This window comes from Kitasatospora arboriphila, from assembly GCF_039528095.1.
Lineage (GTDB): Bacteria > Actinomycetota > Actinomycetes > Streptomycetales > Streptomycetaceae > Kitasatospora > Kitasatospora arboriphila.
Map to the genome: position 1 here is coordinate 69123 of NZ_BAAALD010000021.1, position 12199 is coordinate 81321.

A 12199-nucleotide genomic window follows, 5' to 3' on the forward strand; every position below is an offset into this window, starting at 1 on the left:
GGGTCCTGTCCGCTTCTATCCGCTGGAACCTGCGAGGAGACCCGTCGGTCAGGCGTCGAGCTTCTGCCACTCCGGCAGGCGCTGCAGGTCGAAGACGTCCTGCACCGAGGCGATGGAGTCCTCGACGACGGTGGAGTCGCCGTGCCGGTAGACGGCGCGGTAGGTGTCGCGCAGGGCGGTCACCGTCGCGCGCAGACCCTGGTTGGCGTAGATGACGACCGAGACGCCGGCCGCCCTGATGTCGTCGATGTGCCAGTCCGGGTAGGTGGTGGGCACGATGACGACCGGGCAGCGGAAGTCCCAGCGCTCCAGGAAGCCGAGCACCTGGTCGCGGCTCTTGGCCTTGGAGTGCACCAGGACGGCGTCGGCGCCGGAGTCGGCGTAGACCCGGCAGCGCTCCAGCGCGGCGTCCACGTCCAGGCCGCTGATCAGGGCCTCGGTGCGGGCGATGACGAACAGGTCGTCGCTGGACTGGGAGCGCTTCGCGGTGACGATCTTCGACGCGAACTCGCGGGTGTCCAGCAGGGTCTGGCCGCCGGCGACGAAGCTGTTCATCTTCGGGAACAGCTTGTCCTCGATGCACACCGCGGTGATGCCGGCGTCCTCGAACTCGTGGACCATGTGCGCGACGTTGAGGTTGCCGCCGTAGCCGGTGTCGCAGTCCGCGACGACCGGGATCCGCAGCACCTTCTGGATGTTGGCCGCGGACTCGAGGTACTCGGCCATGCTCAGGATGCTCGCGTCCGGTACGCCGCGCGAGGCCGAGACCTCCAGGCTGGACGACCACACCGCCTGGAATCCGGCCTCTTCGGCGAGCAGTCCGCCGAGGGCGTGGTTGGCCCCGGCGACGCGGACGACGTCGTGCTCGCCGAGGACGGTGCGAAACGACGGATAGCTGACTCTCTGCACTCCGGAACTCCTCTGTAGGCAGTCGGCGCCCGGCGGTCGCCGTTCTGGGAGGCGAAGCTAGTCAGCGTTTGGCAACCTTGTCAATGATGATTGGCAAGCGTTGCCAACGTCTTTTGGTGCGTGCTACGTTCCGCGCCATGACAACTGCTTTCGCGCCTTCGCACCCGCGCACCCTCGAAGCGCCCGCCGAGGCCTTCCACACCTTCTCGCCGAAGGCCGGGGCCGAACTCGCGGCCTACGTGGCGGAGCTCGACCGCACCCACCCGGACGGGCGGGTCGACGCCGTTCCGGTCGACCCCTCGCGCTGCCCGGCCTTCCTCGCCGAGGTGGAGGCCACCCGCGCGGTCATCGACTCCGGCGCCCACTTCCTGGTGTACGACCGCGTCGAGGGCGTGGACTCGCTCCGCGGCCAGGCCCTCTACGCCTGGATCCTCGGCACGGCGCTCGGCACGCCGATGGTCCAGAACACCGAGGACTGGCGGATGGTCGAGGTCTACGACCGCGGCCTGCGCAGGACCATCGAGGCCGGGGCCCGCTACCACCAGACCAAGCAGGGCTCCTACATGCACAACGACGCCGTCAACGACGTCGACCCGATCGACTACCTGCTGCTCTCCTGCGGCCAGGCCGCGCACGTCGGCGGCGAGTCGATCCTGGTGGACGCCGGCACGGCGCACGCGTTCCTCCAGGACCACCCGGAGGTCCTGGAGGTCCTCACCGAGGAGTTCTGGTTCGAGAAGCGCGGGATGTCGCACGAGACCGGCTTCTTCCGCTCGCCGATCATCCGGTACTCGCCCGACGGCGAGGCGCTGGTCCGGTACTTCCGCACCTACATCGAGGTGGCGCACGAGAAGGTCGGCGAGCCGCTGACCGAGCGCCAGATCGCCGCGCTCGACTTCTTCGACGCCGTCCTCGACCAGTCCTCGGTGCAGATCCGGATCCGGCTGGAGCGCGGCCAGACCCTGGTCTCGGCCGACGACCGCTTCCTGCACACCAGGACGGCCTTCGTGGACCGCTTCGCGCCCCGGGAGATCGACATGCGCACCGACCGCCCCGAGGACGTGAACCGCTACATGTTCCGCATGTGGTCGAGCAAGTAGCCGCCGTGGAGATCGCCTCCGAGGCCGAACTCCTCGAACTGACCGGCCCGCCGAACCCGGTGGTGTTCCGCAAGGCCGCCCGGGTGCTCGGCGAGTTCGAGCGCCGGTGGCTGGAGAACTCCCCGTTCTGCCTGATCGCGACCTCGGCCGCGGACGGCACCTGCGACGTCTCGCCGAGGGGCGACCCGCCGGGGTTCGTCCTGGTCCTCGACGAGACCACGATCGCCGTGCCGGACCGGCCGGGGAACCGGCGGCTGGACAGCTGGCGGAACGTCCTGGGAAATCCCCACGTGGGCCTGATCTCCGTCATTCCCGGCCGCGGCGACACCCTGCGGATCAACGGCCGCGCGAAACTCCTCCGCGACGCCCCCTTCTTCGACCGGATGACGGTCAAGGGAAACCGGCCGCAAATCGCGCTGGTGATCGACGTGTCGGAAGCCTATTTCCACTGCGCGAAGTCATTCCTCCGGGCCGGCCTCTGGAACCCGGAGACCTGGAATCCCGACGCGGCCCCGTCCCGGGCCCGGATCGCGCAGGCGACCGAGTGGACCGACAAGGGGCTCGAAGAGTTGGAGCACCGTTACGGTGCCCGGTACGAGAGGAACCTCTACTGATGACCGTGGCCGACGCCGGCCTGCTCTCCCACGGGCAGCTCTCGGTCTGGCGGGACGTCGAAGGGCTCCCGCGGCACCGGTGGCACGAGGCGAACACCTGGACACACTGGACCGTGCCGGACGGCGTCGGCACCGGGCGCGTGCGGCAGGCGCTGCACGCCCTGGGCGCCCGGCACCAGTCCCTGCACACCGTCTACGACTTCGGCGACCCGGCCGCACCGCGCCAGGTGCTGCGCCCGTTCGACGGCGAGGTGGGGATCACCGAGTCGCCGGCCGGCCCCGCGACCGCCGGGCCGGCCGCGACCGCGGCCGAGCTCCTGGCCGAACCGTTCCACCTGGAGCGGGAGTTCGGCTGGCGGGCCCGGATCGTCACCAAGGGCGGCCGGCCCACGACGGTCGTCCTGGTCAAGCACCACCTGACGGCCGACGGCTGGTGCGACGGCGTCCTGGCCGCCGACTTCCGGCGGCTGCTCCACGAACCGGACCTGCCGGCCGAGCCGTTCGCCCCCGGCCCGTCGGAACTCGCCGACTGGCAGCACTCCGAGCAGCGCGCCCGGCAGCGGAACGCCGCCGCCGCGCACTGGGAGCGGGTCTTCACCTCGGGCCGGGCCGCCTACCCGCGTCCGGACGGAGCCGCCGCCGGCTTCCTGCAGTGCACCGTCCGCTCCCGGCGCGCCCGGGCCGGCGCGCAGGCGATCGCCGACCGGGCGGGCGTGCCGCTGTCCGCCGCGGTGCTCGCCGCCTACACCCTGAGCCTCGCCAGGACGGCCGGACTCGACTTCGTGGTGGCCCAGTTGATGTCCTCCAACCGCTTCCTGCCGCAGTGGCGCGACGTGGTCACCTCGATGAACCAGTGGACGGCGGCCCCGCTGGCGGTGGACCCCGGCGCCGACCTGGCCGAACACGCCGCCCGGACGCACCGGGCCGCACTGGCCGCCTACCGGCACGGGATGTACGACGTGGACACCGTCGCCGACCTGTGCGGCCGCAGCTGGCCGCACCCCGTCCCGTACGAGGCCACCTGCGCCTACAACTTCCTCGCCCTGGAGGGGCCGACCGGGCCCGGGGACCCCGCCGGGAACGACCCCGAGGTGCTCTGGGAGGAGCCGTTCTCGACCATCGGGCACGGTTGCTACCTCCGCGCCACCGACGAGGGCGGCACGTCGCTGGCCCTGCGGCTGCGCACCCGGGACATCCCCCGCGACCAGGTCGCGGCGGTCGTCGAGGGAACCCACGCCCTGCTCGCCCCGGGGCTGTCCTGACCGTCCCGTCCCCCCGTACGTCTCCGGCCCCTGGAGGGGTGTAAGTGACCGACCACCTGATAGTCATCCACCGATGGACCGACCGGTACGCCGACTACGGCTCCTACGTCGACCACGGCGTCCACCGGGTCAGCTACGTGACGACTCCCCGCGCCGCGGGCTCGCTCCCGCCGGGGGCCGCCGCCGTCCGGCTGGTCGGCAGCACCGAGGACGCCAAGGAGGTGCGCGCCGCCGTCGACTCGCTGATCGCGCAGTTCGGACGCCCGGCCAGGATCGTCGCCCTGCACGAGGTGGACCTGGACATCGCGGCCGAACTGCGGGAGGAGCTGGGAGTCCCCGGCGAGAACCTGGCCGAACTCGCCCCCTTCCGCGACAAGCTGGTGATGGCCCGCCGGCTGGAGGCGGGCGGCATCCGCGTGCCCGCCACCGAGCCGGCGCCCGACCACGCCGCCGTCCGGGCCTTCGCCTCGGCACACGGCTGGCCCGTGCTGGTCAAGCCGGTGCGGGGCACCGCGAGTTCGGGAGTGACCAGGCTCGACTCCCCGGCCGCACTCGACGCCTACGCCTTCCCGCCCGGCGTCCCGATGCTGGTGCAGCCCTACCTGCCGCACGACGTCCTGCACGTGGACGGCATCGCCACCGGCGAGGGCCTCGGCGAATGGCGCGCCTCCCGCTACCTCAACACCTGCCTCGACTTCACCGCGGGCACCGCCCTCGGCTCGGTGGAACTCGACGATCCGCACCTGCTCGACGCGGTCGGCGAGTTCACCGCCAGGACGGTACGGGCGCTGTCGGACCGGCCGTGGGTCTTCCACCTGGAACTCTTCCTCTCCGGCGGGGACGGCGCCCCCGAGCTCCAGGTGCTGGAGGTCGGCGCCCGGCCCGGCGGCGCCGAGGTGCCCTTCCTCTGGAAGGAGGTCCACGGCACCGACCTGATGGCCGCGGCCTTCGCCGTCCAGACCGGCGCCGCACTGCCGCCGGCCGCCGCCCCGCAGACCTCCGGCCCCGGCGGCTGGCTGCTCGTCCCGACCCCCGCGGCACGCCCCTGCCGGGTCACCGCGGCCACGCCCCGGGCCGGCACCGCCGGCGGCCCGTACACCGAGCGCATCCCGGTGGTCGGGGAGACCCTGGCGGACCTGCCGGGCTACGAGCACTCCGGTGCCCGCTTCCGGTTCCGCGGCCGCAGCACGGCCGAGGTCGAGGCCGCGATCCTGCGCACCGCCGCCGAGTTCGACTTCCGCTGCACACCGCTCGACCCCGCGGCCCCCGCCCGGGTGGTGATCGTCGGCAACGGCGGCCGGCAGTACCGCGAGTACGCGTTCGCCGCGGCCGCCGGACACGCCGAGGTCGCCCTGGTCGGCGACACCGAACCGACCTGGCAGCTGCCCTACCTGAGCGGGCACCGCACCGCCGACTCCACCGACCCGGCCGCGCTCACCCGCGCCGTCGCCGACTGCGCGGCCGCGACACCCGGCACCGCCGGGGTGTTCACCTGGAACGAGGTGCTGCTGGAGGCGACCGCCGAGGTGGCGGCCCGGCTCGGCCTGCCGCACATGTCGCCGGCCGCCGTGCGCAACTGCCGCGACAAGCTCAGCACCCGGCGGCTGCTGCTCGCCGCCGGCCTGCCGTCCGCGCGCTTCGCCCACGTCCACGGCCTGGAGGACGCCCTCCGGCAGGCCGAGGCGATCGGCTACCCCGTCGTGGTCAAGCCGCGCTCGCTGGCCGGCAGCGCCGGCGTGGTGCTCGCCCGCGACCCCGCGGAGCTGCGCGCGGTCCACCACCACGCGGACGGCGCCGCCTTCCCCGGCCTGGACCCGCTCGACGGCCTGGTGCTGGAGGAGTACCTCGACGGCCCCGAGATCAGCATCGACAGCGTGGTGGTCGACGGCGCCGTGCACCCGGTGAACGTCGCCCGCAAGCGGCTCGGGTTCCCGCCGTTCTTCGAGGAGGTCGGCCACCTGGTCTCGCCCTGGCGGGACGAACCGTGGGCCGACGCCCTGTGCGACCTGGTGACCGAGGCCCACCGGGTGCTCGGCGTCCGGGTCGGCGTCACCCACGCCGAGGTCCGGCTCACCGCGGCCGGCCCGCGGCTGGTCGAGCTGAACGGCCGGCTCGGCGGCGACTTCATCCCGCACCTCGGCCACCTGGCCACCGGCGTCGACCTCACCGCCGCCGCCGTGGACCTCGCGCTCGGCGCCGTGCCCGATCTGCGCCCCACCCGGGACGACTGCGCCGAAGTCCGGTTCCTCTACCCGCCGCAGGACGGCGTCGTCCGCTCGCTCGACCTGGCGGCGGCCGCGGCCGTGCCCGCCGGGCCCGAGGTGGTGCCGCTCGCCGAACCGGGCCAGCGGCTGCTGCTCCCGCCGCGCGGAGTCGTCCCCCGGCTGGCCGCGGTCATCGCCACCGGGGCCACCCCCGCCGAGTGCCAGGACGTCCTGGACCGGGCGAGCGCCCTCGTCCGGGCGGAGACCGACCCGCTGCCGGAGGACGTCCGATGAGCACGCCGACGACGACCCTGCGCAGGAGGGCGCTGGACGCCTACCTGCCCCCGTCCAGGGACGGCCGGATCTTCGCCACCACCGTGGTGATCCACTCGGCCGGCACCGGCCTCTACCTGGCCGGCGGCACCGTGTTCTTCGTCCGGGGCATCGGCCTCGGCGCGGCACAGGTAGGAGCGGGCCTGACCGTCGCCGGCCTGATCGGCTTCTTCACCACGGTGCCGGTCAGCATGCTGGGCAACCGCTTCGGCGCGCTGCGGATGCTGCGCCTCCTGCAGGTCTGGCGGGCGGTCTGGTTCTCCGCCCTCGCCTTCGCGGACAACGCGGCCACCTTCGTCCTGTTCGCCTCGCTGCTGGCGGTCGCGCAGGGCCCGACCACCCCGATGACCCAGATGGTGGTCGGCACCATCGCCGACGAGGCGGACCGGACGAAGACCTTCGCCGTCATGCGGTCGGTCTCCAACGTCGGGTTCTCGCTGGGCGCCCTGGCGGCGGCCCCGCTGCTCACCGTCGGGGACACCTGGACCTCCCGGGCGATCCTGCTGCTGGACGCGCTGTCCTTCCTGGTCGCCGCCGGCCTGCTCGGCCGGCTGAGGATCACGACGGGCGCGCCGGAGGCCAAACGGGCGCCCTGGCAGCAGGGCGCGCTCGCCGTCCTGCGGAACCGGTCGTACGCGGCGCTGACGGTGGCCAACGGCGTCCTGTTCCTGCACACCACGCTGCTGTCCATCGGGCTGCCGCTCTGGGTCATCCAGGCGACCGAGGCGCCGCCGGGGCTGCTCGGCGTGCTCGTCACCGTCAACACCGTCATGGCGGTCGTCCTCCAGGTGCACTTCGCGAAGCGGGTGAAGACCTCCGCGGACGGCACCCGGGCGCTGCGCAACACCGGTCTGGTGCTGGCCGCGTGCTGCGCGGTGCTCGCCGTGGCGGGCCGGACGGGCAGCCGGACGGCGATCCTGCTGCTGGTCCTCGCCGTGGTCATGCTCACCCTCGGTGAGCTCTGGCAGGCCGTCGGGAGCTGGGAACTCTCGTACCGGCACGCGCCGGAGGACGACCGCGCGGCGTACCTCTCGGTGTTCAGCCTCGGCGGTTCGGCGGTGGGGATCGTCGGCCCGGCGGCGTTGGCGCTGGTGGTGGGCCGGGGGACGGCCGGGTTGCTCGGCCTGGCCGCGGTCTTCGTGCTGACCGCCTTCGCGGTCACGCTGATCGGTCCCGCCCTGGAGCGTTCCGAGCGGTGATCACCCTCCGCATCGGGAGTCGGTTTTGACTGCCCCAGGCATCTTGTTGCCAAAAAATGTCAACTCTTGCCAAGTCTCTGGCCTGCGACTACGTTCATTCCCGAGCCGCTCGCCCGAGGCGCGTTGACGCTGGGGCGGTCAGCGGTGATCCGTCCGTCCGCACAAAGGGTCCCGTGCAATGAAGAAGTCTCTGGTCGCCGCAGTTGTCGCCGTCGCCCTCTCGGCCGGCGCGGCACTGACCGTTGTGTCCGCCGCGTCCGCCGCCCCGGTCGGTGTGCAGGTCGTGGCCGGTTCCGACGTCGGCTCCGACGCCGGCGTCGTCGCCGTGCCCAATGACATCGACTGGCCGTAGGGTGAACCCCCGGTGTCCCGGGTGGGTGCTTTTGTCAATGATTGTCAATCCTTGACTGTCGCTGTGATAGACTGGCGCTGCTGTACGGATTTGTGAACTCCGTCACCCGCCCGGTGTGGTCCCTCGCCGAGGGTGCGACCCCGGGCGGGAAGCACCACGGCCCATCCGGTCCCCGGGCGGCGCATACAGGGGCGGTTGTGGCGGGTGTTGGATCAGCCTGAGTTCGGCCGGCGTCTGCGCCAGCTGAGGTTGCAGCGCGGGAAGTCGCAGGCGGAGCTCACCGGGCCCGGCATGTCCTCCGCCTACCTGTCGCGGCTGGAGTCCGGGGCGCGTCGTCCGACCGACCGCGCCGCCGGTTACCTGGCCGGGCGCCTGGGCGTCCCGGTCTCCGTGTTCGACGAGCCCGCCGAGCTCGACCTCGCGGACGTGCTCGCCACGCTCTTCGCGCTCTCGGGCGCCGACGGCGACGCGGAGGCGCGCGACACGCTGGCCGCCGCCCTGGCCTCCGCCGTCAACGTGGAGCCGGCCACCCGCTGGCAGGCCCTGTCGGAGCTGGCCAGGCTGCACAACTCGCTCCTCGACCACCGGGCCGAGCGCCAGACCCTGCTCGAACTCAGCAGCCTGGCGGACGAGTTGAACCGTCCGGCGCTGCAGATCCACGCGCGGCTCCGGCTGGCCCGCTGTTGCCGCCACCTCGGTGACGCCTCCTCCACCCGGAAGACCGTCCGGGAGGCGCTGGAGCTCGGCAGCCGCCACGACATCCGGGTCTCCGCGTCCGACCTCGTCCGCAGCAAGCTCATGCTCATCTCGGCGGAGGCCGAACTCGGCGACATCGCGGAGGCGGCCCGGCTGAGCGAGGAGGTCTGCGAGAGCCTCGGCGACTCCCGCGGCCCGGTGGCCGCCGAGGCCTACTGGACGGCCGCCACCGTCGCCACCCGCCAGGGCAGGTTCGCCCGCGCCAAGTCCCTGCTGGGCCAGGCGATGCGGGTGCTCGACAGCCGCGACGACATGGTGCTGTGGATGCGGCTGCGACTGGCCGCGGCCTCGCTCTCCCTCCAGGCGCTGCCGCCGCGGACGGAGGACGCCGAGTTCCTGCTGGACGCCCTCGCGCCCGCGCTCAGCCTCGTCGGCACCGGGCGGCACCGCGCGGAGTTCCTCTTCCTCAAGGCCCACCTGGCCTTCCACCAGGGCGAGCTCGAGGAGGCCCGCGAGCTCTGCGCCACGACGGCCGAGTCCAAGGACCTGCTCTCGTTCCGCGACCAGATCCTCCTCCGGGTGCTCGAAGCCAGGGTGGCCGCCAGGTCAGGGGACGCGAACGCGCTCCAGCCGCTGTCCGTCCTCGCCGCCGAGGTCCAGGCCGGGGGCATGCCGGAGCTCGCCGCCGAGGTCTGGCGCGCCATCGCCGAGAGCGCCACCGCCGGGTGACCACCGCCCCGGCGCGTCCCTAGGATTGTGCCCCGCGGGGCGTAGCGCGCGCGTATCGCAGGCCGGACCGCCCGGACGCGCACGCCCGCTGACGCCGCGTCGGGCGCGCCCGCCCGCGCCGCGGAGCGGGCCGCGCCCGTGCCCGCCGGCCGTCAGCCGCAGTGGGAGGCCAGGGTGGACTTCTCGGCGACCTTGCTGTTGTTGGGGTCGTCGACCCGGCCGTAGACCATGATGCAGCGGTTCGCGGTGCCGGTGATCCTGGCCGGGCCGGCGTACCAGGCGAAGGTGCCGGAGTTGTGGTCGGACTGGTCGTAGTCGCAGAACTCGCCGGCCTTGGTGCCGGCCACGCAGCGCCAGATGTACACGGCCTGGTACTTGGTGACGCCCGAGGCGAAGTGGGTGTCGACGGCGGCCGCGCAGTTCGTGCCGCCGTTGGCGCTGCTGTAGTAGAGGTACAGCTCGCCGTACTTGGTGCCGGTGCCGTTGTCGGTCTTGAGGTCGTAGGTGTCGACCAGGCTGCCGCTGCACCCGTACGTGCTCGCGGCGCTCGCCTGCGGTGCGGCGGCGATGCCGCCGACGAGGACGAGGCCTGCGGCGGCCAGTGCGGAGAGTGTCGTACGCATGGGAGCTCCTTGGGATCGGTGCGCGCGGAATGTCCGGGCCCGTCCCTTCTATCGATCCGGTGTAGCGCGCCCGTAGCCCGTCGATCGCGCGCGGACCGGGTCGACACCCGTGATCCACAGCGGATCTGACGGCTCGGACTGGCGGCACGTCGAAGACCCGTCGGGCCAGGCGACTTGGAGAGGTCACCTGCCCGACGGGGACTTCGACGCGTGTACCGCTGCGGTTCAGGCGCACATCCTCACACCGCCGTGACCTTGCACGCTCGCGAGATCACCCCGGCTGTGAGGTCGTCCTCGGTGCGGGTGCGCCGGTGTCCTGCCGGTGGTTGCTCAGAAGTGGAGCATGTGCTGGAAGGAGTTCTCCGCGCTGCTGACCCGGAGGTTCTTGCGGGTGCCGTAGGCGAGGCGGTTGTTCCAGTTGTACTCCTCGACGTCGAAGGAGCCGTCGGCGTGGACCGCGTTGACGTAGGCGACGTGGCCGTAGTCCCCGTGGGTGTCGTTGACGGCGATGGCACCGACGGTGGGGGTGGTGTTGACGGTGACGCCGATGCGGCGGGCGGCGTCGTCCCAGGTGTTGGCGTTGCCCCAGGTGGTGCCGCCGTAGGAGTTGCTGAAGTTCGGGACGCCGAGACGGCTGGCGATGCGGTACGCCGCGAAGGCGGTGCAGTTGTTGGCGGCGAAGCCGCGGGTGCCGTGGTCGAAGTCGTTGGTGGGGCTCTCGTTGCTGCCGCCGCCGGTGCTTCCGAGGAACTGGTGGGAGGCCTCGTTGTTCTTCAGCGTGGAGTTGAGGTTGCCCTTGGCGCCGGGGGCGAAGTCCTGGCTGGCGCCGCCGTAGCCGCTGTTGAAGTAGACGCGGACGGTCTTGTCGGAGCGGTTCCACACCGAGGCGGCGTTGTTCTTGACGCAGACACCCTGGCCGTTGCCGGCGCTCTTGAACTCGTAGCAGGACGGCTGGGTGGCTCCGTAGTCGCTGATGGAGCCGGTGAAGTCGGAGACCGAGCCGGCCTGGTCGCTGTTGTAGTAGAGGCAGAACTCTCCGGAGTCGCAGGATCCGTCGCGGGAGGCGGCGAAGGCGGGGGCGGAGGTGGCTCCGATGAGGGGGACGGCCATGGCCAGGGCGGTGCCGGCGATGGTCAGCGTGGTGCGTATGTTCTTCTTCAAGGCTTTCTCTTTCATGACGTTCGATCTAAGGGTTCTGACGGACTGTCAGATCGTGCTCGGGTGGTGCCGGCGCGGTCAGTGGGTGCGCTGGTACTCCTCCCAGGTCTGGATGGGGATGCGGGGGCCGTCGTCGGCGGCCTGGTTGGCCAGCCCGTTGAGGCCGAGGTAGTAGTCACCGGTCTGGTGCTGGGCCTGGGTGGACAGATCGGTGTCGCTGATCGCTGCGGCGTGGATGTGCCACGGCCAGTCGCCCTGGTTGGGGTTGCGGACCCAGGCGGCGAATCCGACCTGGCGCAGTGCCTTGGCGACGGAGGTGCGGGTGCTGCTGGACATGCCGTCGACGCTGATGTCCACGACGCCGCCGCCGTCGTGGGTGCCGGCGGAGGTGGGGTCGCCGCCGGGGTTGTAGGAGCCCTGGGACAGGGTGAGCTTGAAGCCCAGGAGGCGCTCGGCTTCGGTGAGCATGTCCTGGGTGCGGGTGTTGACGGTGTATCCGTTGCGCTGCAGCTTCGCGCCGGGGCCGATCTTGTGGCTGACGGTGAACCGGCCCTGCCCGAGTGTGGCGAGGGAGGTGGCGCCGGGCAGTCCGTTGGCGTCCAGGCCGGTGTAGCCGAGGGAGCGCTGGAACGCGGAGTAGGCGGTGATGGTGGTGGTGCCGAAGTACCCGTCCACCCAGCGGGCGTCGAGGAGACCACGGGCCTGCAGGGCCCGCTCGACGGCCAGGACCGAGTCCTTGGCTCCCGGGGTCAGCGTGCTGTCGGCCCGTCGGGGGTCGATCTGGGCGGCCTTGACGGTGGCTTCCATGTCCACCACGGGCAGCGTGGCAGCGGTGGCGGCTGCTGCCTCGGTGTTGGGCGACGGGGTGGCCGCGTGGGCCTGTGCGACGCTCATCACCAGGCCGCTCAGGACGGCGACGGCCGCGAGCAGTCGGGTGGCGGCGGTCCGGGTCTTGATGGCGGATGCCATGCGGTGGTTCCTTTCGGTTCGGTGGAGGATCTGTCCTGACCCCGTCCCGGT

Annotated in this window: 11 protein-coding genes; 7 read left to right on the top strand and 4 right to left on the bottom strand. The window is 72.2% G+C overall.

Annotated elements, in window-relative coordinates; translation table 11 throughout:
• Positions 1 to 48 precede the first annotated feature (48 nt).
• The gene (locus tag ABD353_RS13950) at positions 49 to 909 is read right to left on the bottom strand and encodes an isocitrate lyase/phosphoenolpyruvate mutase family protein (protein WP_344623877.1); all 861 of its coding nucleotides are present in this window, start codon (positions 907 to 909) and stop codon (positions 49 to 51) included.
• Positions 910 to 1046: 137 nt separating this feature from the next.
• Between ABD353_RS13950 and ABD353_RS13955 the strand changes: the two genes are divergently transcribed.
• The 7 genes from ABD353_RS13955 (at position 1047) to ABD353_RS13985 (ending at position 9398) form a co-directional block, all read left to right on the top strand.
• Positions 1047 to 2009: a TauD/TfdA family dioxygenase gene (locus tag ABD353_RS13955; RefSeq protein ID WP_344623878.1), complete on the top strand. Its 963-nt coding sequence runs from the start codon at positions 1047 to 1049 to the stop codon at positions 2007 to 2009.
• Positions 1994 to 2623, top strand: a complete 630-nt coding sequence (locus tag ABD353_RS13960; RefSeq protein WP_344623879.1) for a pyridoxamine 5'-phosphate oxidase family protein — start codon at positions 1994 to 1996, stop codon at positions 2621 to 2623. The genes ABD353_RS13955 and ABD353_RS13960 overlap by 16 nt, the downstream gene beginning before the upstream one ends.
• Positions 2623 to 3885 carry a condensation domain-containing protein gene (locus ABD353_RS13965; protein WP_344623880.1) on the top strand — a complete coding sequence of 421 codons (1263 nt, stop codon included), beginning with the start codon at positions 2623 to 2625 and terminating at the stop codon, positions 3883 to 3885. Before ABD353_RS13960 ends, ABD353_RS13965 begins: the two co-directional genes overlap by 1 nt.
• 44 nt (positions 3886 to 3929) lie before the next feature.
• Positions 3930 to 6383, top strand: a complete 2454-nt coding sequence (locus ABD353_RS13970; RefSeq protein WP_344623881.1) for an ATP-grasp domain-containing protein — start codon at positions 3930 to 3932, stop codon at positions 6381 to 6383.
• Complete coding sequence (locus tag ABD353_RS13975) at positions 6380 to 7621, top strand: MFS transporter (protein WP_344623882.1); 1242 nt, start codon at positions 6380 to 6382, stop codon at positions 7619 to 7621. Before ABD353_RS13970 ends, ABD353_RS13975 begins: the two co-directional genes overlap by 4 nt.
• 178 nt (positions 7622 to 7799) lie before the next feature.
• Positions 7800 to 7973: a hypothetical protein gene (locus ABD353_RS13980; protein ID WP_344623883.1), complete on the top strand. Its 174-nt coding sequence runs from the start codon at positions 7800 to 7802 to the stop codon at positions 7971 to 7973.
• Positions 7974 to 8177: 204 nt separating this feature from the next.
• Positions 8178 to 9398 (top strand): helix-turn-helix domain-containing protein, encoded by a 1221-nt coding sequence (locus ABD353_RS13985; protein WP_344623884.1) that lies wholly within the window; start codon positions 8178 to 8180, stop codon positions 9396 to 9398.
• A 152-nt stretch (positions 9399 to 9550) separates the two neighbouring features.
• Here the strand turns inward: ABD353_RS13985 and ABD353_RS13990 are convergent, their stop codons facing one another.
• The 3 genes from ABD353_RS13990 to ABD353_RS14000 form a co-directional block, all read right to left on the bottom strand.
• Positions 9551 to 10021: a hypothetical protein gene (locus ABD353_RS13990; RefSeq protein ID WP_344623885.1), complete on the bottom strand. Its 471-nt coding sequence runs from the start codon at positions 10019 to 10021 to the stop codon at positions 9551 to 9553.
• Between the two features lie 330 nt (positions 10022 to 10351).
• Complete coding sequence (locus ABD353_RS13995) at positions 10352 to 11182, bottom strand: CHAP domain-containing protein (protein WP_344623886.1); 831 nt, start codon at positions 11180 to 11182, stop codon at positions 10352 to 10354.
• Positions 11183 to 11257: 75 nt separating this feature from the next.
• Positions 11258 to 12148, bottom strand: coding sequence for a peptidoglycan-binding domain-containing protein (locus tag ABD353_RS14000; protein WP_344623887.1), 891 nt, complete (start codon positions 12146 to 12148; stop codon positions 11258 to 11260).
• Positions 12149 to 12199 lie beyond the last annotated feature (51 nt).